The organism is Ideonella sp. A 288 (genome assembly GCF_002198735.1).
Classification (GTDB): domain Bacteria; phylum Pseudomonadota; class Gammaproteobacteria; order Burkholderiales; family Burkholderiaceae_C; genus Pseudaquabacterium.
Map to the genome: position 1 here is coordinate 123028 of NZ_MWLO01000141.1, position 21496 is coordinate 144523.

At 69.3% G+C, this 21496-nt stretch carries 22 protein-coding genes and 1 tRNA gene; 9 read left to right on the forward strand and 14 right to left on the reverse strand.

Annotated features, from left to right (window positions below):
- Window positions 1-21 precede the first annotated feature (21 nt).
- Both EOINJALH_RS22840 and cysM read right to left on the reverse strand, forming a co-directional pair.
- Complete coding sequence (locus EOINJALH_RS22840; RefSeq protein WP_088284435.1) at window positions 22-561, reverse strand: NUDIX domain-containing protein; 540 nt, start codon at window positions 559-561, stop codon at window positions 22-24.
- An 8-nt stretch (window positions 562-569) separates the two neighbouring features.
- A complete protein-coding gene (gene cysM / locus EOINJALH_RS22845; protein WP_088284437.1) occupies window positions 570-1475 on the reverse strand; it encodes a cysteine synthase CysM in 906 nt (301 codons plus the stop codon).
- A 102-nt stretch (window positions 1476-1577) separates the two neighbouring features.
- Between cysM and EOINJALH_RS22850 the strand changes: the two genes are divergently transcribed.
- A tRNA-Leu gene (locus EOINJALH_RS22850) sits at window positions 1578-1662 on the forward strand.
- Window positions 1663-1677: 15 nt separating this feature from the next.
- Window positions 1678-2376: a rhomboid family intramembrane serine protease gene (locus EOINJALH_RS22855; RefSeq protein WP_088284439.1), complete on the forward strand. Its 699-nt coding sequence runs from the start codon at window positions 1678-1680 to the stop codon at window positions 2374-2376.
- Between the two features lie 13 nt (window positions 2377-2389).
- Here EOINJALH_RS22855 and EOINJALH_RS22860 read toward each other — a convergent pair whose 3' ends face one another.
- Complete coding sequence (locus EOINJALH_RS22860; RefSeq protein WP_088284440.1) at window positions 2390-3283, reverse strand: SDR family oxidoreductase; 894 nt, start codon at window positions 3281-3283, stop codon at window positions 2390-2392.
- Between the two features lie 210 nt (window positions 3284-3493).
- On the opposite strand from EOINJALH_RS22860, the gene EOINJALH_RS22865 reads away from it, so the two are divergent.
- Window positions 3494-4534 (forward strand): CDP-6-deoxy-delta-3,4-glucoseen reductase, encoded by a 1041-nt coding sequence (locus EOINJALH_RS22865; RefSeq protein ID WP_088284442.1) that lies wholly within the window; start codon window positions 3494-3496, stop codon window positions 4532-4534.
- A gap of 15 nt (window positions 4535-4549) precedes the next feature.
- On the opposite strand, the gene EOINJALH_RS32270 is transcribed toward EOINJALH_RS22865, so the two are convergent.
- A complete protein-coding gene (locus tag EOINJALH_RS32270; protein WP_199873457.1) occupies window positions 4550-4705 on the reverse strand; it encodes a hypothetical protein in 156 nt (51 codons plus the stop codon).
- Between EOINJALH_RS32270 and EOINJALH_RS22870 the strand changes: the two genes are divergently transcribed.
- Window positions 4704-5756, forward strand: coding sequence for a tripartite tricarboxylate transporter substrate binding protein (locus EOINJALH_RS22870; protein WP_088284444.1), 1053 nt, complete (start codon window positions 4704-4706; stop codon window positions 5754-5756). The two genes, EOINJALH_RS32270 and EOINJALH_RS22870, sit on opposite strands and share 2 nt — an antisense overlap.
- A 173-nt stretch (window positions 5757-5929) precedes the next feature.
- On the opposite strand, the gene EOINJALH_RS22875 is transcribed toward EOINJALH_RS22870, so the two are convergent.
- The 6 genes from EOINJALH_RS22875 to EOINJALH_RS22900 form a co-directional block, all read right to left on the reverse strand.
- Window positions 5930-6940: a CsgG/HfaB family protein gene (locus tag EOINJALH_RS22875; RefSeq protein ID WP_144290136.1), complete on the reverse strand. Its 1011-nt coding sequence runs from the start codon at window positions 6938-6940 to the stop codon at window positions 5930-5932.
- A gap of 201 nt (window positions 6941-7141) precedes the next feature.
- A complete protein-coding gene (locus EOINJALH_RS22880) occupies window positions 7142-7861 on the reverse strand; it encodes an ABC transporter ATP-binding protein (protein ID WP_199873458.1) in 720 nt (239 codons plus the stop codon).
- An 18-nt stretch (window positions 7862-7879) separates the two neighbouring features.
- Window positions 7880-8656: an ABC transporter ATP-binding protein gene (locus EOINJALH_RS22885; protein WP_088284446.1), complete on the reverse strand. Its 777-nt coding sequence runs from the start codon at window positions 8654-8656 to the stop codon at window positions 7880-7882.
- A gap of 14 nt (window positions 8657-8670) precedes the next feature.
- Window positions 8671-9774, reverse strand: a complete 1104-nt coding sequence (locus tag EOINJALH_RS22890; protein ID WP_088284448.1) for a branched-chain amino acid ABC transporter permease — start codon at window positions 9772-9774, stop codon at window positions 8671-8673.
- Window positions 9775-9793: 19 nt separating this feature from the next.
- Window positions 9794-10717, reverse strand: coding sequence for a branched-chain amino acid ABC transporter permease (locus EOINJALH_RS22895; RefSeq protein ID WP_088284450.1), 924 nt, complete (start codon window positions 10715-10717; stop codon window positions 9794-9796).
- Between the two features lie 170 nt (window positions 10718-10887).
- Complete coding sequence (locus EOINJALH_RS22900; protein WP_088284452.1) at window positions 10888-12264, reverse strand: replication-associated recombination protein A; 1377 nt, start codon at window positions 12262-12264, stop codon at window positions 10888-10890.
- 149 nt (window positions 12265-12413) lie between these two features.
- Here EOINJALH_RS22900 and EOINJALH_RS22905 point away from each other — a divergent pair, with 149 nt between their 5' ends.
- Window positions 12414-12941 carry a chemotaxis protein CheW gene (locus EOINJALH_RS22905; protein ID WP_088284454.1) on the forward strand — a complete coding sequence of 176 codons (528 nt, stop codon included), beginning with the start codon at window positions 12414-12416 and terminating at the stop codon, window positions 12939-12941.
- Between the two features lie 26 nt (window positions 12942-12967).
- Window positions 12968-13672, forward strand: a complete 705-nt coding sequence (locus EOINJALH_RS22910; RefSeq protein ID WP_088284456.1) for a hypothetical protein — start codon at window positions 12968-12970, stop codon at window positions 13670-13672.
- Window positions 13673-13691: 19 nt separating this feature from the next.
- Here EOINJALH_RS22910 and lolA read toward each other — a convergent pair whose 3' ends face one another.
- The 3 genes from lolA to EOINJALH_RS22925 form a co-directional block, all read right to left on the reverse strand.
- Window positions 13692-14306 (reverse strand): outer membrane lipoprotein chaperone LolA, encoded by a 615-nt coding sequence (gene lolA, locus EOINJALH_RS22915; protein ID WP_088284518.1) that lies wholly within the window; start codon window positions 14304-14306, stop codon window positions 13692-13694.
- An 11-nt stretch (window positions 14307-14317) separates the two neighbouring features.
- Entirely contained in the window at window positions 14318-16633 is a 2316-nt protein-coding gene (locus tag EOINJALH_RS22920) for a DNA translocase FtsK (protein WP_088284458.1), read from the reverse strand.
- Between the two features lie 112 nt (window positions 16634-16745).
- The gene (locus EOINJALH_RS22925) at window positions 16746-17414 is read right to left on the reverse strand and encodes a Crp/Fnr family transcriptional regulator (RefSeq protein ID WP_088284460.1); all 669 of its coding nucleotides are present in this window, start codon (window positions 17412-17414) and stop codon (window positions 16746-16748) included.
- 217 nt (window positions 17415-17631) lie between these two features.
- Here EOINJALH_RS22925 and trxB point away from each other — a divergent pair, with 217 nt between their 5' ends.
- The 3 genes from trxB (at window position 17632) to rpmG (ending at window position 19240) form a co-directional block, all read left to right on the forward strand.
- Window positions 17632-18585, forward strand: a complete 954-nt coding sequence (trxB, locus tag EOINJALH_RS22930) for a thioredoxin-disulfide reductase (protein WP_088284462.1) — start codon at window positions 17632-17634, stop codon at window positions 18583-18585.
- A gap of 200 nt (window positions 18586-18785) precedes the next feature.
- The gene (gene rpmB / locus EOINJALH_RS22935) at window positions 18786-19019 is read left to right on the forward strand and encodes a 50S ribosomal protein L28 (RefSeq protein WP_088284464.1); all 234 of its coding nucleotides are present in this window, start codon (window positions 18786-18788) and stop codon (window positions 19017-19019) included.
- Between the two features lie 50 nt (window positions 19020-19069).
- Window positions 19070-19240 (forward strand): 50S ribosomal protein L33, encoded by a 171-nt coding sequence (gene rpmG, locus EOINJALH_RS22940; RefSeq protein ID WP_088284466.1) that lies wholly within the window; start codon window positions 19070-19072, stop codon window positions 19238-19240.
- A gap of 114 nt (window positions 19241-19354) precedes the next feature.
- Here the strand turns inward: rpmG and EOINJALH_RS22945 are convergent, their stop codons facing one another.
- Complete coding sequence (locus tag EOINJALH_RS22945) at window positions 19355-21409, reverse strand: M3 family metallopeptidase (RefSeq protein ID WP_088284468.1); 2055 nt, start codon at window positions 21407-21409, stop codon at window positions 19355-19357.
- Window positions 21410-21496: the final 87 nt, after the last annotated feature.

A 21496-nucleotide genomic window follows, 5' to 3' on the forward strand; every position in this document is an offset into this window, starting at 1 on the left:
GGCGGATTCTAGGGCGCGACGTCAGGGACGGCGGGGCCATTCCATGAACTTCGGCTCGTGGCCGCGCGAGCGCAGCCAGTCGGCCAGCGCGTAGCCGGTGCCGGCCGGCCAGCACATCAGTTCTTCGGGGCGGTAGAGCTTGTACTCGACCAGTTCGGGCGACAGCCGCACCTCGCCGCGGGCCAGCGCGTGGTAGGCGATGATGATCTGGTTCATGCGCTGGAAGTCGTAGACGCCGATGAGCTTCAGCGACAGCACCTCGAGCGAGGTTTCCTCGGCCACCTCTCGCGTGAGGCCTTCTTCCGGCGTCTCGCCTGCCTCCATGAAGCCGGTGATCAGCGCGAACATGCGCCCCGACCAGGCCGCATTGCGCGCCAGCAGCACCTGGCCATCGCGGTCGGCACATTCGATCACCGCGGCCAGCACCGGCGTCGGGTTGTTCCAGTGGGTCCACTGGCAGGCCGGGCAGCGCAGCCGGGTCTTGGGGCCGCCGTCCTCGAGCAACTCGATCGGCTGCAGTTCGGTGGCACAGCTCGGGCAGTAGCGATAAGGAGTGCTCATCGCAACGCTCAGGCGGGGAACACGCCGGTGGACAGGTAGCGCTCGCCGCGGTCGCAGACGATGAACACGATGGTGGCGTTCTCGAGCTGGCGGGCCAGCTGCAGTGCCACCCAGGCCGCGCCCGCCGCCGAGATGCCGGCGAACAGGCCTTCCTCGCGCGCCAGGCGCCGGGCCATGTCTTCGGCGTCGGCTTGGCTGACGAGCACCAGCTCGTCGACCTGGGCCGGGTCGTAGATCGTCGGCAGGTAAGCCTCGGGCCACTTGCGGATGCCGGGGATGCGCGAGCCCTCGGCAGGCTGCGCGCCGACGATGCGCACCGCCGGGTTCTGCTGCTTCAGGTAGCGGCCGACGCCGGTGATGGTGCCGGTGGTGCCCATGGCGCTGACGAAGTGCGTGATGCGCCCGGCGGTGTCCTGCCAGATCTCGGGGCCGGTGGTCTCGAAGTGCACGCGCGGGTTGTCGCCGTTGGCGAACTGATCGAGCACGCGGCCCTTGCCGTCGCGCTGCATCTGCTCGGCCAGGTCGCGCGCGTATTCCATGCCGCCCGAGCGGGGCGTGAGGATCAGTTCGGCGCCGTAGGCGCGCATGGTTTGCGCGCGCTCGATGGACAGGTCCTCCGGCATGATCAGCACCATGCGGTAGCCGCGGATCGCGGCCGCCATGGCCAGCGCGATACCGGTATTGCCCGAGGTGGCCTCGATCAGCGTGTCGCCGGGGCGGATGTCGCCGCGCTCTTCGGCCCGGCGGATCATGCTCATCGCCGGGCGGTCCTTCACCGAGCCAGCAGGGTTGTTGCCCTCGAGCTTGCCGAGCAGCACGTTGCCCCGCGGGGCCCCGGCGTCTCCCGGCACGCGCTGCAGCCGCACCAGCGGTGTGCGGCCGATCACGTCTTCGATGGTGGGATAGCCGGTCATGTCATGCGTTCCTCCGCAGAGGATTGTCTCAGCCACCGCGAGGGGCCGCAGGGCGGCGTGCATAATCTCCGATCACGCTGCGCCGCGATGGCGCGTCCCACAGCCCGCGTGACGAAATCGGTAGACGTAGCGGATTCAAAATCCGCCGCCGCAAGGCGTGCCAGTTCGAGTCTGGCCGCGGGCACCACCCTCCTGCAGACGCATGCCCCCATTGCCACCGGTCACCAAGGCGCTGATGCTGATCTGCACGGCGATCTTCTGCCTGCAGAGCTTCGTGCCGCTGATCAGCCAGTTCTTTGGGCTGTGGCCGATCGCGAGCGGCCATTTCCTGCCCTGGCAGGTGATCACCTACGCGTTCCTGCACGGCGGCTTCGACCACCTGCTGTTCAACATGCTTGGCCTGTGGATGTTCGGCGCCGAGCTCGAGCGCCTGTGGGGCAATCGCCGCTACTACCAGATGCTCGCGGCCAGCGTGCTGACCGCCGCGATGGCCCAGCTGCTGGTGACCTTCCTCATCGGCTCCAACGCCTACACGGTGGGTGCGTCGGGGGCGCTGTTCGGCCTCTTGCTGGCCTACGCGCTGGCCTTTCCCTCGCGCCGCTTCGACCTGATCGGCTTCCTGCCGATGCTGCTGATGATGGTGCCCAACCAGATGATCAACCTGCTGGGCATGGGGCTGTTCTTCATGATGATCACGCGGCGCGACCTGGTGCCGCTGCCGCCGGTGCCGGTGCCGGCCAAGACCATGGTGGCCATCTTCGGCGGCCTTGAACTGCTGCTGGGCGTGTTCTTCGGCGGATCGGGCGTGGCCCACTTCGCCCACCTGGGCGGCATGCTCGGGGCCTGGCTGCTGATCCGCCACTGGCGCAGCCAGTCGTCGTTCCGGGGCCGGCGGCGCTGATCGCCGCGGGCGGTCAGGGCACCAGCCCGTCGGCCACCGTGGGGTAGCGCAGGCGCAGGCGCAGGTCGGCCTTCAGCCGCCGGTTGTCGAGCCGGCGCGATTCGCTCATGAAGCTCAGCAGCATCGGCGGCAGCACCTGTCGCGCCTCGTCGCGCGAGATGCGCGGCGGCGGCGGCAGGCCACACAGCCGCGCGGCCAGGTCGAAGTAGTCTCCCATCGTCAGCTCGGTGTCGTCGCTGGCGTGCACGATGCGCTGCGGCAGGCCATGGTGCAGCGCGGCCACGCAGGCCCGCGCCAGGTCGTCGGCATGGATGTGGTTGGTGTAGACATCGTCCTCGCGCCGCAGCACCGGCGTGCCGCGGGCCAGCCGCTCGCGCGGGTGGCCGCCCGGCCTGTCGGGCGCGTAGATGCCGGGGATGCGCAGGATGCTCACCACCACGCCACAGCGGCGGCCGTAGGCGCGCAGGTGGCGCTCGGCATCGACGCGCCGCCGGGCGCGGTCGCTCGCGGGATTCACCACGCGCGTCTCGTCGAAGCGCTCGCCGCCGGCGTCGCCGTACACGCCGCTGGTGCTGCCGTAGACAAGCCGGCGCACGCGGCCGCCACGGGCCAGCGCCGCCAGCAGTGCCGCCGTGCGCGGGTCGCGTGCGCCCTGGTTGGGCGGCGGCGCCAGGTGCAGCACCGCATCGGCCAGGCGGCCCAGCCGCATCAGCGTGGCCGGCTCGTCGAGGTTGCCCAGCAGCGGCACGGCCCCGGCGGCGCGCAGTGCGTCGAAGCGCTCGGGCGACGAGGTCAAGGTCAGCAGCCGCCAACGGCCGCGCGCCAGGCGCAGCACGCGCATGCCGACATCGCCGCAACCGACGATGAGCAAGGTGGGCCTGCGGAATCTGGCGGGCATCGAGGGCATGTCAGTGACGCCCGGCCGCCCGAAGGCACTGAGGCGCCTGGCACGAGACGCGCCAGGCCTTCGTGCCGTCCAAGTCCGCGCCTGCGGACTTGGAGCCGCGGCGCTCAGCCCCCTCGGGGGGCCGCGAACGAAGCGAACGTGGGGGATTCATTTCAGGCGCAAGGGGGCAGGCAAAATGGCGCACCGCAGTGTAGTGTCCGCCCCCGTGCCATGAGCTTCCGAGTCAACGTTCAGCCCGCCAACCGCGACATCGAGGTCGCCCGCGACGAGGCCATCCTGGCCGCCGCCATCCGGCAGGGCATCGGCCTGCCCTATGGCTGCCGCGACGGGGCCTGCGGCTCCTGCAAGAGCCGGCTGCTCGACGGCCGGGTGATCCACGGCGCGCACCAGGCCAAGGCCCTGACGGCCGACGAGGAGGCCGCGGGCCTGATCCTCACCTGCTGCGCCACGCCGCAGACCGATTGCGTGGTCGAGGCGCGCAGCGTGCCCGGCGCGGGCGAATTCCCGATCCTGAAAATGCCCAGCCGCGTGCTGACCATCACCCGGCCGGCACCCGACGTGGCGGTGCTGCGCCTGCAGTTGCCGGCCAACCAGAGCTTCCAGTACCGCGCCGGACAGTACATCGAGTTCATCCTGCGCGACGGCACGCGGCGCAGCTACTCGATGGCCAATGCACCGTCGCGCCTGGGCTCGCCCCCGGCCATCGAACTGCACGTGCGCCACATGCCCGGCGGCAAGTTCACCGACCAGGTGTTCGGCACGATGAAGGAGAAGGACATCCTGCGCATGGAAGGGCCGTACGGCAGCTTCTTCCTGCGCGAGGATTCCGCCAGACCGATCGTGCTGCTGGCCTCGGGCACGGGCCTCGCGCCGATCAAGGCCATCGTCGAGCGCCTGCAGGACGCCGCCATCGACCGCCCCGCGGTGCTGTACTGGGGTTGCCGCCGCCGCGACGACCTGTACCTGCACGACTGGGCCGTGCAGGCCGCGGCCACGATGCCGAACCTGCGCTACGTGCCGGTGCTGTCGGAGCCGACGGCGGCCGACGGCTGGACGGGGCGGGTGGGCCTGGTGCACGAGGTGGTGATGGCCGACCTGCCCGACCTGTCGGGCCAGCAGGTCTATGCCTGCGGCGCGCCGGTGATGGTGGACGCCGCCCGGCGCGACTTCGTCGGGCGCTGCGGCCTGCCCGCCGACGAGTTCCACGCCGATGCGTTCACGTCGGCGGCTGACCTGGCCAAGGCGGCGTGACCCGCACGTCCGTGATCAGGGCTTCTTCTTGGCCGCCGGCTTGGCGGACTTCGGCTCGGGCTTGGCCTCGGCCGACGGCCCCTGGTCGCCGATCACGCCCTTGAGCGGGCAGACCTTGAAGGCCGGGCACTTGGCACAACCCGCCACCACTGCAATCGGACACAACGTCATGACTCGTCTCCTCGGCAAACCCGCATCATCGTCGTTGTCGTCCGCCACGTCGACCATCCCGAGCCGCCTGGCCCGCCGCCGCGCCGTCGTGGTGCTGGCCGGCGCGTTGGGGGCGCCCGTCGCCTGGTCGCAACCAGCCGTGCGGCCGATCCGGCTGATCGTGCCCTATCCGCCCGGCGGACCGCTGGACATCGTGGCCCGCGCGCTGGCCGAACGCGTGAAGGACACGCTGGGCACGGTGGTGGTCGAGAACCGGCCCGGCGCCGGTGGTAACCTCGGCGCCGACCTGGTGGCCAAGGCCGCGCCCGACGGCCACACGCTGGTGATGGGCGCGGTGGCCACGCACGCCATCAACCCCTGGCTGTACGCCAAGATGCCCTATGACCCGACCCGCGACTTCACGCCGATCACCCGCGTCGCGCAGGTGCCCAACGTGCTGGTGATGAACGCCGACACCGCGCAGCGCCTGGGCATCGTCACGCTGCGCGACCTGCTGGCCCATGCGCGCCAGAACCCGGGGCGCCTGAACGTGGGCTCGGGCGGCAATGGCAGCGCTGGTCACCTGGCGGCGGAGATGTTCAAGTCGCAGGCCGGCGTGTTCATGGTGCACATCCCCTACGGCGGCGGCAACCCGGCGCAACTGGCGCTGCTGTCGGGGCAGGTGGACCTGAACTTCGACAACCTGGCCACCGCCTCGGCCAACATCCGCGCCGGCAAGCTGCGCGCGCTGGCGGTGACGACGGCACGGCGATCGCCCGCGATGCCCGACGTGCCCACGGTGGCCGAGGCTGGCGCCGCCGACGGCCTGGGGCAGTTCCAGGTCGACACCTGGTTCGGCCTGTTCGGGCCGGCGCGGCTGCCGGCGGACGTGACGGAGCGGCTGAACCGCGCCTTCGTCGAGGCGCTGGCCTCGCCCGAGATCAAAGCCCGGATGGCGACACTGATGGCCGAGCCGGCGCCGACCACGCCGGCGCAGTTCGCCAGCTTCGTGCAGGCCGAACTGGCCAAGTACCAGCCGGTGGTGAAGGCCTCCGGCGCGCGCATCGACTGACGCAGCGCCCCGACGCGCGGCCGGTGGGCCACGAAACAGGCGGCCCGCAGGCCGCCTTGTCAGCGCCCCCAGGGCCGCGCTGCGCCCAGCCCGCCCCCCGCGGGGGTCAAGCAAAGTGGCAGAGCCACATTTGCTTGTGAGGTGTCGACCACGCGGCTCGGGGCCGCGCTCGGTCAGTTACCCTTGGGCACCGGGGCCGGCGCGGGCTTCTTGGCCGGGGCCTTCTTCGGTGCCGGCTTGGCGGCGGGTGCCGTGGTGGCGGCCGTCGGTGCGGTGGCCGCGGCCGGCACGGCGGCCGCGGCGGGCGGCGGCGCGCTCACCTCCTTCGAGGCCGGTGTCGAGCCGCCGTCGACGCCCAGGCGCCCGCCAGTGCCCAGGCCGCCCTTGACGGTCTGCGCCTTGTAGTTGCGCAAGGCCTTGACCATCTGGTTGTACGAGTCGGCGAAGGCCGTGACGATGACCTTGCCCTGCGGTGTGCTGGAGTAGCCGCCCGCGCCCACGCCGGTGAGGCCACCGAAGGCGCCGCCGAAGAGGCTGAAATCCATGTTCTTGGCCGTGCCCTCGGCGGCGGAAATCTGCACGCCCGAGCGGTTGTCGATCAGCAGCAGCGTCGTGGCCGCCTCATTGGTGCTCAGGCCACCGGCCAGCGCCCCCAGGCCACCGAAGGCCCGGGTCGCCAGGCCCGCGGCCACGCCGCCGGTCTTGGCCGAGAACTGGATGCTGGGGCTCATCGTGTAGTCGGCCGCCACCATCTGGCCCTTGCCGAAGTTGCTGCCGCCGCGCATCTCGCCCGATTGCTGCAGGTTGCGTTCCTGCATCATGTTGTTCATGGCACGGCCGCGCTCGACGATGACGAAGCAATTGCTCTGCTGGATCATCAGGCGCAGCACGGGCAGCGTGGAGCCGAGCTGGTAGTTGCGCAGTTCGAGGTACCAGGGCGCGTTCACGTCTTCCTGCACGGCCATGGTGCCGAGCGTCTCGGTGCACTTCTCGAGCGCACTGTTGTTGCCCTGCGCGGTGGACCCGCCAGCGGCGCCGGAGACGGTGCCCTTGTTCTCGCCCATCGTGGGCGTCGTGCCGTTGCAGCCGGCCAGGGACAGCGCGGCCAGGGACACGGCGACGGACAGTCCGGTCAGGGACCATGGGCGGTGCGCCGCCGTGCTGCGGGAGAGAGTGGTGGGCATGCTGTTTCCTCGACAGGTCCGGCCGGCGCTCACGATGACCGCCGCAAGGCCAAAGAGTTTATCGCCGGGGCCCGTCGCGGCACAGCGGACAGTCCCCCAGGCTGGGGAGCATCCGGCAGGATTGCTCACAAGCCACCCTGGCGCCCGGCGCTGGTGGGCGGGGCCGAGGCCATCGCCTGGTCAGGCGACCAGGCGGCGGACTCACTCACCCAGGTAGGCGGCCCGCACCTTCGGGTCGTCGAGCAGGGCCTTGGCCTCGCCGCTCATCGTCACCTCGCCGGACTCCATCACGTAGCCGCGGTTGGCCAGCTGCAATGCCCGGCTGGCGTTCTGCTCGACCAGCAGCACGGTGGTGCCACGGCCGTGGATGTCGGCCACGACCTCGAAGATCTTGTCGACCATGATCGGCGACAGGCCCATCGAGGGTTCGTCGAGCAGCAGCACCTTGGGCCGGGCCATCAATGCGCGGCCCATGGCCAGCATCTGCTGCTCGCCGCCGGACATGGTGCCGGCCAGCTGCAGGGCACGCTCCTTCAGCCGCGGAAAGATGGCGAAGACCTTGTCGATGTCGGCCTGCACTTCACCGTCGTCGCGCACGTAGGCACCCATAAGCAGGTTCTCGGTGATGGTCATGCGGGTGAAGGTGCCTCGGCCCTCGGGCACCATCACCAAGCCCTGCTTGACCAGGTCCCAGGCGCCCTGGCCCTTGATGCTGCGGCCCATGAACTTGATCTCGCCGGCCGCCACCGGCTGGGTGCCGGTGATCGCCTTCAGGGTGGTGGTCTTGCCAGCGCCATTGGCCCCGATCAGGCAGACCAGCTCACCCTGGCGGACCTCGAAGTTCGCGCCCTTGACGGCCTGGATGCCGCCGTAGGCGACCTTCAGGCCGCTCACTTCGAGCAGCACATTGTCGTTTGCCATGTCCTTGGTGCTCCTCGATCAGTGGGCCTTGTGGCCGGCGCCCAGGTAGGCCTCGATCACCTTCTCGTTGCGCTGGACGTCGTAGGGCGTGCCCTCGGCGATCTGCTTGCCGTAGTCGAGCACGGTGACGCGGTCGCACAGGCCCATCACCAGCTTCACGTCGTGTTCGATCAGCAGGATGGTGCGGCCATCCTTGCGGATGCGGTCGATCAGCTCGCGCAGCACCACCTTCTCGGTGGCGTTCATGCCGGCGGCGGGCTCATCCAGTGCGATCAGCTTGGGGTCGGTGGCCAGGGCGCGTGCGATCTCGAGCCGGCGCTGGTCGCCGTAGCTCAGCGTGCGCGCCTTGTATTCGGCATAGCGGCCGATGCCGACGTAGTCGAGCAATTCCTGGGCACGGTGGGCGATGGCGGCCTCCTCGGCCTTGAAGCCAGACGTGCGGAAGATGGCGCCCAGCAGGCCCGAGCCGCTGCGAACGTGGCGCCCGACCATCACGTTCTCGAGCGCTGTCATTTCGGCGAACAGGCGGATGTTCTGGAAGGTGCGCGCGATGCCGGCCTTGGCCACCTCGTGCACCGCGGTGGGCTTGTAGGGGGCGCCGCCGAGTTCGAAACTGCCCGAGTCGGGGGTGTACAGCCCGGTCAGCACATTGAAGAAGGTGGTCTTGCCGGCGCCGTTGGGGCCGATCAGGCCATAGACCTGGCCGGCGCGGATGGTGATGCCGACATCGGACAGGGCCTGCAGCCCGCCGAAGCGCTTGGACACGCCGGCCACCTGGAGGACGAGATCGCTCATCGATGTCTCCTCGCTCAGGGCTTGACGGGGGTGGTGGGAGCAGGCGCGGCCTTGCCGTGCTCGGGCGAGGGCCACAGGCCGCGCGGCCGCGCCAGCATGATGGCGATCATCGCCAACGCGATCAGCAACTGGCGCAGGATGGCGGCGTCGATGCGGCCATCGGTGAGCCGCTGCAGGTCGAGTTCACCCGACACCCATCGCAGCGCCTCGGGCAGCACCGCCAGCAGCACGGCGCCGAGCACCACCCCGGGGATGTGGCCGATGCCGCCGAGCACCACCATGGCCACGATCATCACGCTCTCCTGCAGCGAGAACGACTCGGGCGAGACGAAGTTCTGGAAGGTGGCGAACATCACCCCCGAGACACCGCCGAAGGTGGCGCCCATGCCGAAGGCCAGCAGCTTGAGGTTGCGGGTGTTGATGCCCATGGCCTTGGCGGCGATCTCGTCCTCGCGGATCGCCATCCAGGCGCGCCCGATGCGCGAGCGCTCGAGCCGGTAGCAGATGATCACGCTGATGACCACCAGCGCCAGGAACAGGTAGTAGTACTTGGTGACCGACGAGATCTCCATGCCGAACAGTTCGCCCGGACGTCCGAAGTCGAGCCCCAGCGCCGGCACCTTGATGCTGTCGATCTGCTGCAGACCCTTGGGCCCGTTGGTGATGTTCAGCGGTCGGTCGAGGTTGTTCATGAACACCCGGATGATCTCGCCGAAGCCCAGCGTGACGATGGCCAGGTAGTCGCCGCGCAGCTTGAGCGTGGGCGCACCGAGGATCACGCCGGCCATGCCGGCGAGCAATGCCCCGAGCGGGATCACCAGCCACACCGGCGAATGCAGGCCGTTCGGAAAGATGGCCTTGATGGCCGGGAACGTGTCGGTGAGGTGAGGCGACGCGAGCAGGCCGAACATGTAGGCGCCCACCGCGTAGAAGGCCACGTAGCCGAGGTCGAGCAGACCGGCATAGCCGACGACGATGTTCAGGCCCAGTGCGAGCAGCACGTACAGCAGGGCGAAGTCGATCATCCGCACCCAGAAGTTGCCGGCGGCCTGGGCCACCAGCGGCAGCACCAGCAGCGCCACGGCGGCGATCAGGAAGACGACGAGTTTGTTCTTCATGGCTTGTGTCTCCCTCAGGTCAGGCGCGGTCGGCCACACGCTCGCCGAGCAGGCCCTGCGGCCGCACGGTGAGCACGAGGATCAGCACGATGAAGGCGAAGATGTCGGAGTACTGGCTGCCCAGCACGCCCCCGGTGAGCACGCCGATGTAGCCGGAGCCCAGTGCCTCGATGATGCCCAGCAGCACCCCGCCGACCACGGCGCCGGCCAGGTTGCCGATGCCGCCGAACACCGCCGCGGTGAAGGCCTTCAGGCCGGGCAGGAAGCCCATCGTGTGCTGCACGGTGCCGTAGTTGGCCGCGTACATCACGCCGGCCAGCGCCGCCAGCGCCGCGCCGATGATGAAGGTGGCCGAGATCACCATGTCGGGGCGCACGCCCATCAGCGCGGCCACCCGCGGGTTCTCGGCGGTGGCCCGCATCGCGCGGCCGAGCTTGGTGTGATTGACCAGGTACATCAGGCCGGCCAGCGTGACCGCCGTGACGACGAGGATGAGGATCTGCGTCAGGTTGATCACCGCGCCGCCGATGAAGAAGGGTTCGGACGGCAGCAGGATCGGATAGGGCTTGGTGCTGGGCTTCCAGATGATCATCGCCAGCGTCTGCAGCAGCAGGCTCATGCCCATGGCGGTGATCAGTGGCGCCAGTCGCGGTGCGTTGCGCAATGGTCGGTAGGCGATCTTCTCGATCGCGAAGTTCAGCGCCGAACACACCACGATGGCCGCGGCCAGCGAGATCAGCAGCAGCAGCCAGCCCGGCAGCCCGGCCTGTCCGAGAAACTGGATCACGGTCCAGCTGGTCAGCGCGCCCACCATCAGCACCTCGCCATGGGCGAAGTTGATGAGGTTGATGATCCCGTAGACCATCGTGTAGCCCAGTGCCACGAGCGCATACATGCTGCCCAGCACCAGACCGTTGATGATCTGCTGCAAAAGTGTGTCCATCGGGAGTCTCCGGTGCTCACCGCGACTTTGCGCCGCGACTTCTTGTCGGTATCTAGCAAGAAACCCGCCGCTCGGATTTCAAGCTGGCGCGGATTGTAGAGATCGAGTTCCGTGAGAATGCAGGGACATTCCCAGGCGACCATCGAACAATCGGCGGAAGTACCCGGCCCCTACCGAGGATTGCTCGCCTGTTCGTCCAGCGCACGCAATTCGGACAGCCGCTCGCCAATGCGCACTTCCAGCCCGCGCGGCACCGGCTTGTAGAAAGGCGTGGCCGGCATGCCGTCGGGCAGGTAGCGTTCGCCGGCCGCGTAGCCGCCGGACTCGTCGTGCGCATAGCGGTAACCCTGCCCGTGGCCGTGCTGCTTCATCAGCGCGGTCGGCGCATTGCGCAGGTGCATGGGCACCGGACGGGTGCCGTCCTCGCGCACGAAGGCGCACGCGGCCTTCCAGGCGGTGTAGACCGCGTTCGACTTCGGCGCCACGGCCAGGTAGACCACCGCTTGCGCCAACGCCAGCTCACCCTCCGGCGAGCCCAGGCGCTCGTAGACCTCGGCGGCCTGCAGGGCCAGTTGCTGGCCGCGCGGGTCGGCCAGGCCGATGTCCTCGGCCGCCATGCGGATGACGCGGCGCGCGATGTAGCGCGGGTCGACGCCGCCGTCGACCATGCGCGCCAGCCAGTAAAGCGCGGCGTCGGGGTCGGAGCCGCGCACCGACTTGTGCAGCGCCGAGATGCTGTCGTAGAACTGGTCGCCGCCCTTGTCGTAGCGGCGCAGCATCTCGCCCAGCGCCTGTTCCAGCACGGCCTCGTCGATCGGGCCGGCCCCGTCGGCCAGTTCGGCCAGGGTCTCGTAGGCGTTGAGCAGCCGCCGCGCATCACCGTCGGCGTAGCCGATCAGGCGGTCGCGGGCAGCGTCGGTGAGCGCCGGCGCCTGCACCGACTGGCGGGCACGATCCACCAGGCGCGCCAGGTCGTCGGCATCCAGAGGCTTGAGCACATGCACCGTGGCCCGAGAGAGCAGCGCCGAGTTGACCTCGAAGGAGGGGTTCTCGGTGGTGGCGCCGATGAAGGTGAACAGGCCGGATTCGACATGCGGCAGGAATGCGTCCTGCTGGCCCTTGTTGAAGCGGTGCACCTCGTCGACGAAGACCACGGTGCCCTGGCCGGCGCGGCGGCTGGCACGCGCCTGCTCGACGGCCTCGCGGATGTCCTTCACGCCGGCCAGCACGGCCGACAGCACGATGAAGCGCGAACTCACCGCGCCGGCCACCAGACGCGCCAGCGTGGTCTTGCCCACGCCCGGCGGACCCCAGAGGATCATCGAGTGCAGGCGCCCGGTCTCGAAGGCCACGCGCAGCGGCTTGCCGGGGCCCAGCAGGTGGGCCTGGCCGATCACCTCGTCCAAGGTGCGCGGCCGCAGACGCTCTGCCAGCGGCACCGTGCCGGCGGGCGCGGGAGGTTCGGCAGCGCCGGGTGCGCCACCCGGGCCGGTCGGGCCCGTCGAATCGGCCGGGTCGGCCTCGAACAGCGAATCCTGGTTCGACATGGCGGCATTGTGTCAGCGCTGAACAGGACGGTCCTTGGCCTGCAGATCAGGGCATTCCCCGCCAGGGTGTGCCGGCACACTGGGCATGACACGACAGCCGCGCGCACAGGCCGCCCGGCCTCTTCCACCCGATCGAACAGGAGCCCCGCATGGACATGGCCACCGCCCAGGACACCCATACCGCCACCAACGCCGCGCCGCCGACGCAGGGCACGCCGCGCGAGGTGCTGTCGTTCACGCTGGGCAGCGAGGAGTACGGCATCGACATCCTCAAGGTGCAGGAGATCCGCGGCTACGAGCAGCCCACCCGCATCGCCAATGCGCCCTCGTTCATGAAGGGCGTGGTCAACCTGCGCGGCGTGATCGTGCCGATCGTCGACATGCGGGTGCGGTTTGCACTGGACGACGTCAAGTACGATTCGTTCACCGTCGTCATCATTCTGAACGTCGTGGGCCGCACCGTGGGCATCGTGGTCGACTCGGTCAGCGACGTGCTGGAACTGGGCCGTGACCAGGTGAAGCCCGCGCCGGAGTTCAACGGCACGATCGACTCGGACTACATCACCGGGTTGGGCACCGTCCGTTCAGGCGACGCCGAGAGAATGCTGATCCTCATGGACATCGAGAAGCTGATGTCCAGCGCCGAGATGGGCCTGACGGACCACCAGCTGCACTGAGAACAATCGAATCTTCGGAGGACCTAATGAACACACGATCGATGCGCCCTGCCCTGGGCGCCCTGGCATTGGCTTGCCTGTGCCCACTGGCCCTGGCAGGCCGTCCCATCGTGACCGAGGATGCCGGCGTGCTCGACCGCGGCGCCTGCGAATTCGAGACATTTGCGCTGCGGGCCACACAACGTGGCGCGCCCTCGGCCACCGGGCTGTCGGCGCAAGTCGGCTGCGGCGTGGGCTACCGCTCTCAGGTCGCCGTGGCCGTCGCCACGACCCGGTCCGACGGCCAGTCGGAACACGGTCTGGCCCTCGTTGGCAAGACCGCGCTCAATGAGCCGGGCCCCACCGGCCCGGCCTGGACGCTGGCCTGGGGGCTGGACGCCGCCAAGCCCAGTGGCGAATCGCTGGACCATGAGTCGACCTTCCTCAATGGCGTGATGAGCCTGCCGATCACCGAGCGCCTGAAGCTCCATGCCAACCTGGGCTGGTCGCACTCGCAATCGGCCCGTCAAAGCACCACCGGCTGGGCCATGGCGCTGGAACGCAGCCTGCCCTCGGGCATCGACCTGCTGGGCGAGGTGTTCGCCGACGACCGCGAGCGCTCGCCCTGGGTACAGGTCGGCGTGCGCTGGGCGGTGGTGCCCGACAAGCTCTTCGTCGATGCCAGCTGGGGCATGCAGACCAGTTCGTCACGGCCGAAGGCCCTGACCATCGGCCTGAAGGCGGCGTTCTGAACGACGCCGGCGCCGCGCGTCAGCGCGGCTGCTCGACCACGTCGGCCCCCGCAGGCGGCACGAACCGGTAGGTGGCGTCCACCGCCGCGAAGTTGGTGGCCAGTTCGGCGAACTGCATCAGCGAGCGTTGGCCGAAGGCGTCGACGATCTCCAGCGCCGCCAGCTGGCGGCCCTTGAAGCCGATCTGCAGCGTCTCGACGCCGCCACCTTTGGTGCGCGGCACCGCCTTCACCCAGTCGAGGCCGTCGCGCGCCGGCAGCACCGACAGCTCGAAGTCGCGCTCCAGCCCGCCGCCCGACAGCAGCGCCGCCGGCGTGGCACCGAGCGCCTGGTCGAAGGCGCGGATGCTCACCTGGTTGAGGTCGGGGTCGTGCAACCAGACCTTCTTGCCGTCGCTGACGATCAGCTGCTCGAAGGGCTTGCGGTAAGCGAACCGGAAGCGGTTGGGCCGCGCGAACTCAAACGTGCCGCTGGACACCTTTTTCTTTGCACCGTCGGGTGAGGTCACCGTCTGCGTGAAGTCGGCGCGCGCGGTGCGCACGTCGCGCGAGAACTCGCGCAAGGTGTCCACCGAGTCGGCATGCGCGGCCACGCCAGTCAGGGCCAGGGCGGCTGCGAGGCAAAGGAGTTTCATGCGGTGGGCCGTCACTCGTCGCGCTTGGGCAGCAGGAGGTCGCGATTGCCGTTGGTGGACATGGAGGATACGAGTCCGGACTTCTCCATTTGTTCCAGCAATCGGGCCGCGCGGTTGTATCCAATGCGCAAATGCCGCTGCACCAGCGAGATCGAGGCCTTGCGGTGCTGCAGCACGATGGCCACCGCCTGGTCGTACATCGGATCGGCTTCGCCCTCGGCGCTGCCGGGCCCCCCGGCTTCGGCGTCGCCCTCGAGCACCCCGCCTTCGAGGATGCCCTCGATGTAGTTGGGCTCGCCCTGGCTCTTCAGGTACTCGACCACGCGGTGCACTTCCTCGTCGCTGACGAAGGCACCGTGCACCCGCACCGGCACACCGCCACCGGGCGTGAGGTAGAGCATGTCGCCCTGGCCCAGCAGGGCCTCGGCACCCATCTGGTCGAGGATGGTGCGGCTGTCGATCTTGCTGGACACCTGGAACGACAGGCGCGTCGGGATGTTGGCCTTGATGAGGCCGGTGATCACGTCCACGCTGGGCCGCTGGGTGGCCAGCACGAGGTGGATGCCCGAGGCGCGGGCCTTCTGTGCCAGGCGGGCGATCAGTTCCTCGATCTTCTTGCCCACCACCATCATCAGGTCGGCCAGTTCGTCGATGACCACGACGATGAAGGGCAGGCGTTCCAGCGGCTCGGGCGAATCGGGCGTCAGGCTGAAGGGGTTGGGCAGAGAGTGGCCCGACTCGGTGGCCTCGGTGACCTTCTTGTTGTAGCCGGCCAGGTTGCGAACACCCAGCTTGCTCATCAGCTTGTAGCGCCGCTCCATCTCACCGACACACCAGTTCAGCGCATTGGCGGCCTGCTTCATGTCGGTGACCACCGGGCACAGCAGGTGGGGAATGCCTTCGTACACACTCATCTCGAGCATCTTCGGGTCGATGAGGATGAGCCTCACGTCGCGCGCCTCGGCCTTGTACAGCAGGCTCAGGATCATCGCGTTGATGCCCACCGACTTGCCCGAGCCGGTGGTGCCGGCCACCAGGCAGTGCGGCATCTTGGCCAGGTCGACCACCATCGGCGCGCCGACGATGTCCTTGCCCAGGCCGATGGTCAGCTGCGAGGCCGCGTCGTTGTAGACCTGCGACCCCAGGATCTCGGCCAGTCTGATGGTCTGGCGACGCGCATTGGGCAACTCCAGCGCCATCGTCGTGCGCCCGGGGATCGTCTCGACCACGCGGATGCTCACCAGCGACAGCGACCGCGCCAGGTCCTTGGCCAGGTTCACCACCTGCGAGCCCTTGACGCCGGTGGCCGGCTCGATCTCGTAACGCGTGATCACCGGACCCGGCGAGGCCGCCACCACGCGCACCTCGACGCCGAAGTCGCGCAGCTTCTTCTCGATCATGCGCGAAGTCATTTCCAGCGACTCGGGATTGACGCTCTCCACCCGGCCGGCCGGCGCCGCATCGAGCAGGTCGACCTGCGGCAACTTGGTGTCGGTCAGTTCGACGAACAACGGCTTCTGCCGCTCCTTGGCCACCCGCGCCGAGCGCGGCACCTCCACCAGCGCCGGCTCGATGACGATGGGCGCGTGGTCCTTGACCTCGGCGCGCACTTCCTCGACCACCAGTTCGCGCTCGCGCGCGGCCTCTTCGCCGATGCGCTTGTCCTCCTGGCGCTCCAGCGCCATCGAGCGTCGCGTGCCGAGCGATTCGAGCCAGGCACCCAGGCGCTCGGCCACGCGCGCCCATGAGAAGCCGAAGGCCAATGACAGGCCGGCGACGCCGGCGGCGATCCAGAGCACGCCCGAGCCGGCGAAGCCGAGCCAGGCCATCGACGCCTGGCCGACCAGTTGGCCGAGCACGCCGCCGGCCTGGCCACCCGGCAGTCCGGCGTCGAAGCGGTACAGGCGGGTCCATTCGAGGGCACAACTGGCGGTGACCAGCAGGAGCAGGCCGACCCAGGGGGACCAGGAGCGGGTGTGTGCCACCTGGGTGTCGGCATCGGCGCGCAGCGCATCGGCCAGCGTGGCCAGCAACTGGCGCAGGCCGGCGAACACCGCCCACCACACCGAATAGCCCAAGGCAAAAAAGCCCAGGTCGGAGACCCAGGCGCCCAGCGCCCCGGCCTTGTTGAGCACCGGGCCGCCGTGGCCCGAAGTGGAAAAGCCGGGGTCGGTGGCCTGGTGCGACAGCAGCGACAGCACCAGCAGCAGCCACAACACGCCGCCGCCGAGCAACACGAACTGGGTGCGCCAGCGCGGCGGGCGGCCCGCCTGCGGGGCGGCCGCGCCGGCACCATCGGCGCCGAGGGATCCGAGCGGGAAGGTCATGCGCCGGATTGTGGCGCATCACCCCCAGCGCAGTCTGGCCCGGACACCCTTGTGCTGCGTGCGGTCCCGCCGGGCGGGAGCGAGCCCGACTTTGGGCTGCCGGGCGACGTGCTCATTCAGGCTGCGCGCGTTCCTTGATGACGACCGAGCCGTTTTCCTGGGTCTCGATGACGCCGCGCTCTTCGAGGTCCTTCATCACGCGGCTGACCATCTCGCGCGAGGCGCCGACCACCTTGGCCATGTCCTGGCGCGAGACCTTGTTGCGGATGAGCTTGACGCCATTCACGTCCTCGGCCATCTCGAGCAGCGTGCGTGCGACGCGGCCATAGACGTCGAGCAGGGCCAGCGACTCGATCTGGCGGTCGGCATGGCGCAGGCGCCGCACCAGGCCGCGCAGGATGGCATAGGACAGCGTGGAGTTCTCGGGCAGACAGCGCGCGAAATCGGCGCGGCCGAGGATGAGCATGTCGGTCTGGATCTCGCAGCGCACCGTGGCCGAATGGGCCTCGTTGTCGATCAGGCTCATCTCGCCGACGTAGTCGCCCGACTCGAGCACCGCCAGGATGACCTCGCGGCCGCGGTTGTCGGACGTGAGCACCCGCGCACGTCCGTTCAACAGGATGAACAACGCGTTGCTCTTGCGGCCTTGCTCGACCACCAGTTCGCCGCGCCGGAAGCGCCGCTTCACCACGCTGTCGGCAATGGCCTGGGCCTGGTCGTTGGTCAGCAGCGAGAACAGCGGCACTCGGCGAATCAGATCGAGATTCGTCAACATCGACATCGAAGGGTCCCCTTCCGGCTGTGGCTTGTGGTTGTCGGCCGGCCCGGACGGATGCCACATCCGCCCGGGTCCCCGCAACGGCATTCTGCCGCGCAGGATCGGCGCGAGGCGTATTGTGCCGATGGCCGGCCTTGTCGTCACAGCCCGGACCCCCATGTGACAATCCGGCGTCGGCTCGGCGCGACGCCGCGCCTTCTTCACCCGGATCCGCCCACCCATGACATCGCCCTCCACCCACGCCCAGGTCCTGATCCTCGGATCCGGCCCCGCCGGCTACACGGCGGCCATCTATGCCGCGCGCGCCAACCTGTCGCCGGTGCTCGTCACCGGCATGGCCCAGGGCGGCCAGTTGATGACCACCACCGAGGTCGACAACTGGCCGGCCGACGTGATGGGCGTGCAGGGGCCCGAGCTGATGCAGCGCTTCCTGCAGCACGCCGAGCGCTTCAACACCAGCATCCTGTTCGACCACATCAACGAGGTCGACCTGTCGAAGCGGCCGTTCGCGCTCAAGGGCGACAGCGGCGCGTACACCTGCGACACGCTGATCATCGCCACCGGCGCCAGCGCCAAGTACCTGGGCCTGCCGTCGGAAGCGGCCTTCATGGGCCGCGGCGTCAGCGGCTGCGCCACCTGCGACGGCTTCTTCTACCGCAACGACGTGGTGGCCGTGGTCGGCGGCGGCAACACGGCCGTCGAGGAGGCGCTGTACCTGTCGAACATCGCCGCCAAGGTGCACCTGGTGCACCGGCGCGACAAGTTCCGCGCCGAGGCCATCATGATCGACAAGCTGCACGAGAAGGTGGCCGCCGGCAAGATCGACCTGCACCTGTTCCGCACGCTCGACGAGGTGCTGGGCGACGCCAGCGGCGTGACCGGCGTGCGCCTGAAGGACGCCAACACCGGCGCCACCGAGGACATCGCGCTGAAGGGCTGCTTCATCGCCATCGGCCACCAGCCCAACACCGACATCTTCAAGGGACAGCTCGAGATGAAGGACGGCTACATCGTCACCCGCACCGGCCTGAACGGCTTCGCCACGATGACCAGCGTGCCGGGCGTGTTTGCCGCCGGCGACGTGCAGGATCACGTGTACCGTCAGGCCATCACCTCGGCGGGCACGGGCTGCATGGCGGCGCTCGACGCCCAGCGTTTCCTCGAGCAGGGCTGACGAAGGCGGTTGGCGGCCCTGCATTTCTGGCTATAATCGCGGTCTTTGCCGAAAGCGGCATGGGATGGGCATGTCGCCCGGTCCCAGGCCTTCGAAGGGCAATCATCAGGTGGCGGACTCTGCGGCAGGCTTGCGCAGGCGCCGTTTCCCCCTGCTCTGGTTGCCGTGCCTGCAACAGTCAAGAGTTCTGGAGAAGCGTCATGGCACGCGTCTGTCAAGTCACGGGCAAGCGCCCGATGGTGGGAAACAATGTCTCCCACGCCAACAACAAGACCAAGCGCCGCTGGTTGCCCAACCTGCAGTACCGTCGCTTCTGGGTCGAGAGCGAGAACCGTTGGGTGCGCCTGCGCATCACCAACGCCGCGCTGCGCCTGATCGACAAGGTCGGCATCGACGAGGTCGTGGCCGACCTGCGCGCCAAGGGCGCGCTCTGACGCGCCCCACGGCACCCTAGCTAGCAACACGCACTCAGGAGCAGACCACCATGGCAGCCAAAGGCGGACGCGAAAAGATCAAGCTGGAGTCCTCGGCGGGCACCGGTCATTTCTACACGACGAACAAGAACAAGAAGACGACGCCGCAAAAGCTCGAATTCATGAAGTTCGATCCGAAGGCACGCAAGCACGTGCTGTACAAGGAAATGAAGCTGAAGTAAGCAACGCTGGCGTGGGGCCACGGCTCCGCGCAGCTCGACAAGGCCCGCCACTGTGCGGGCTTTGTCATTTGCACTGGCCCGCTGCGTCGCGGGCCCTGCCGTTGGTGGGTTCCGTCAGTCGATGAGCCCGCGGTCTCGCAGCATCGGCTCGATCCGGGCGTCGCGACCCCGGAACGCACGGTAGGCGGCGCCGGGCTCCAGGCTGTCGCCCCGGCTGTAGATGAACTGCTTCAGCCGCGCCGCCACGGCCGCGTCGAACGGATCGCCGGCCTCGACGAAGGCATCGAAGGCGTCGGCATCCAGCACTTCCGCCCACAGGTACACGTAGTACCCGGCCGCGTAGCCCGACCCCGAGAACAGGTGCTGGAAGTGCGGCAGCCGGTGGTTCAGGCCCACCGCCGATGGCAAGCCCCGCTCGGCGACCACCCGGGCCTCGAAGGCCACAATGTCGTCGATCGGCACCTCGCTCTGGTGGGCGGCCAGGTCGACGATGGCGCTGGCCGTGTAGCGCAGCGTGTCGTACGCGCTGCCGAACTTGCGCGCCGCCTCGATGCGGTCCATCAGCGCCTCGGGAATCGGTTCGCCGGTGCGGTGGTGCCGGGCGTGCCGGCGCAGCACCGCGCGCTCCATCGCCCAGTGCTCGAACAACTGCGAGGGCAGTTCGACAAAGTCGCGCAGCACCTGCGTGCCGGACAGCCGCACATAGCCGACGTCGGACAGCAGCCCATGCAGGCCGTGGCCGAACTCGTGGAACAACGTGCGCACGTCGTCCAGCGACAACAGCGTGTCCTCGCCCGCCGCGGCCTTGGCGAAGTTGTTGTTGTTCAGGATGATGGGCTGTGATGGCGCCTCGCCCGGGGCCACGTTGCGGTGCTGCCAACGCAGCTCACTCATCCAGGCGCCGCTGCGCTTGACCGGGCGGCAGAAGTTGTCGTGCAGGAACAGGCCGACCTGGCGGCCGCCCGCATCGGTGACCTCGTAGGCCACCACGTCGGGGTGATACGCACGCACGTCGTCGCGTCGCTCGAACCGCAGGCCGAACAGGCGCGTCGCGCAGTCGAACGCCGCCGCCACCATGTTCGGCAGCGAAAAATAGGCCTTGAGCTCGGCCTCGTCGAGCGCGAATCGGCCGACGCGCACTCTTTCGGCCCAGAAGCGCCAATCCCAGGCTTCGATCGGGCCGGCGGCGCCTTCGGCCTGCATCGCCTCGTCGAGCAGCGCACGTTCTCGCTCCAGCGCCGGCAGCGCCCGCTGCCAGACGTCGTCGAGCAGCGCCCACACCCGGTCGGGCGTGCGGGCCATGGTGTCGGCCAGGGCCAGGTCGGCAAAGCTGGCGTGGCCGAGCAGGCTCGCCTGCTCGCGGCGCAGGCGCAGGATGCGGGCCGCCACCTCGCGGTTGTCGCTGGGCCCGGGCTGCTCGCCGCGGCCGACCCAGGCCCGCCAGGCCTGCTCGCGCAGGTCGCGCCGGGTCGAGAAGGTGAGGAAGGGCACCACCAGCGAGCGCGACAGCGTGATCACCGGCCCGTCGAGTCCGCGGTCGGCGCCGGCTTGCCGGGCGGCGTCGCGCAAGGAGGCCGGCAGGCCAGCCTGGGCCGCCTCGTCGGGCAGCGGCAGGGTCCAGCGCGACTCGTCGTGCAACACGTTCTGGCCGAAGCGTGTGTTCAGTTCGGCCAGCGCCTGCATGACCTGGGCGAAGCGGGCGCGCTCGGCGCTCGGCAACTGCGCCCCCGCGCGGACGAAGTCGCGGTGCAGCCGCTCGACCAGCCGACGCTGCTCGGCCGTGAGGCCCAGGGCGTCACGGCGGGCATGCACCGCGTCCAGACGCGCGAACAGCGCCACGTCCTGGTAGACCGCGCTGTGGTGGGCCGCCATCGGCCCGGCCATCTCGCGCTCGACCGCCTGCAGTGCGGGCGAGGTGGCGGACGTCGTCAGGCTGTGGAACATGGCGTCGATGCGGTGCAGGGCTTCGCCGGCCCGGTCGAAGGCCGCCACCGTGTTCTCGAAATCCGGCGCGGAGGGATGGGCGGCGAGCGCGGCCAGCTCCTGGCGATGGCGCCGCATCGCGTGCTCCAGCGCCGGGCGCACCTGGTCGGCACGGAGGTGTTCGAACGGTGGCAGCCCGAACGGGGCGTCCCAGTCGGCGAGCAGGGCATTGGTCTGGGCATCCATGGCGGTCGGTGGCACCTCGTGAGTGTCGGCAATCGGGTGGCTGCATGATGCCACCGGGGCTGCCGTCCCATCCGCAGGCATGGCGCA

What these genes read in the sequence shown, in the direction of transcription:
- EOINJALH_RS22860 (WP_088284440.1), bottom strand. Translation starts at nt 3,283, where the DNA reads ATGCCCTCGATGCCCGCCAGATTCCGCAGGCCCACCTTGCTCATCGTC.
- rpmB (WP_088284464.1), top strand. Translation starts at nt 18,786, where the DNA reads ATGGCACGCGTCTGTCAAGTCACGGGCAAGCGCCCGATGGTGGGAAAC.
- EOINJALH_RS22945 (WP_088284468.1), bottom strand. Translation starts at nt 21,409, where the DNA reads ATGGATGCCCAGACCAATGCCCTGCTCGCCGACTGGGACGCCCCGTTC.
- EOINJALH_RS22925 (WP_088284460.1), bottom strand. Translation starts at nt 17,414, where the DNA reads ATGTCGATGTTGACGAATCTCGATCTGATTCGCCGAGTGCCGCTGTTC.
- EOINJALH_RS22905 (WP_088284454.1), top strand. Translation starts at nt 12,414, where the DNA reads ATGGACATGGCCACCGCCCAGGACACCCATACCGCCACCAACGCCGCG.
- EOINJALH_RS22880 (WP_199873458.1), bottom strand. Translation starts at nt 7,861, where the DNA reads ATGGCAAACGACAATGTGCTGCTCGAAGTGAGCGGCCTGAAGGTCGCC.
- EOINJALH_RS22870 (WP_088284444.1), top strand. Translation starts at nt 4,704, where the DNA reads ATGACTCGTCTCCTCGGCAAACCCGCATCATCGTCGTTGTCGTCCGCC.
- EOINJALH_RS22900 (WP_088284452.1), bottom strand. Translation starts at nt 12,264, where the DNA reads ATGTCGAACCAGGATTCGCTGTTCGAGGCCGACCCGGCCGATTCGACG.
- EOINJALH_RS22890 (WP_088284448.1), bottom strand. Translation starts at nt 9,774, where the DNA reads ATGAAGAACAAACTCGTCGTCTTCCTGATCGCCGCCGTGGCGCTGCTG.
- EOINJALH_RS22875 (WP_144290136.1), bottom strand. Translation starts at nt 6,940, where the DNA reads ATGCCCACCACTCTCTCCCGCAGCACGGCGGCGCACCGCCCATGGTCC.
- EOINJALH_RS22840 (WP_088284435.1), bottom strand. Translation starts at nt 561, where the DNA reads ATGAGCACTCCTTATCGCTACTGCCCGAGCTGTGCCACCGAACTGCAG.
- EOINJALH_RS22865 (WP_088284442.1), top strand. Translation starts at nt 3,494, where the DNA reads ATGAGCTTCCGAGTCAACGTTCAGCCCGCCAACCGCGACATCGAGGTC.
- EOINJALH_RS22895 (WP_088284450.1), bottom strand. Translation starts at nt 10,717, where the DNA reads ATGGACACACTTTTGCAGCAGATCATCAACGGTCTGGTGCTGGGCAGC.
- EOINJALH_RS32270 (WP_199873457.1), bottom strand. Translation starts at nt 4,705, where the DNA reads ATGACGTTGTGTCCGATTGCAGTGGTGGCGGGTTGTGCCAAGTGCCCG.
- lolA (WP_088284518.1), bottom strand. Translation starts at nt 14,306, where the DNA reads ATGAAACTCCTTTGCCTCGCAGCCGCCCTGGCCCTGACTGGCGTGGCC.
- cysM (WP_088284437.1), bottom strand. Translation starts at nt 1,475, where the DNA reads ATGACCGGCTATCCCACCATCGAAGACGTGATCGGCCGCACACCGCTG.
- EOINJALH_RS22910 (WP_088284456.1), top strand. Translation starts at nt 12,968, where the DNA reads ATGAACACACGATCGATGCGCCCTGCCCTGGGCGCCCTGGCATTGGCT.
- trxB (WP_088284462.1), top strand. Translation starts at nt 17,632, where the DNA reads ATGACATCGCCCTCCACCCACGCCCAGGTCCTGATCCTCGGATCCGGC.
- EOINJALH_RS22920 (WP_088284458.1), bottom strand. Translation starts at nt 16,633, where the DNA reads ATGACCTTCCCGCTCGGATCCCTCGGCGCCGATGGTGCCGGCGCGGCC.
- rpmG (WP_088284466.1), top strand. Translation starts at nt 19,070, where the DNA reads ATGGCAGCCAAAGGCGGACGCGAAAAGATCAAGCTGGAGTCCTCGGCG.
- EOINJALH_RS22885 (WP_088284446.1), bottom strand. Translation starts at nt 8,656, where the DNA reads ATGAGCGATCTCGTCCTCCAGGTGGCCGGCGTGTCCAAGCGCTTCGGC.
- EOINJALH_RS22855 (WP_088284439.1), top strand. Translation starts at nt 1,678, where the DNA reads ATGCCCCCATTGCCACCGGTCACCAAGGCGCTGATGCTGATCTGCACG.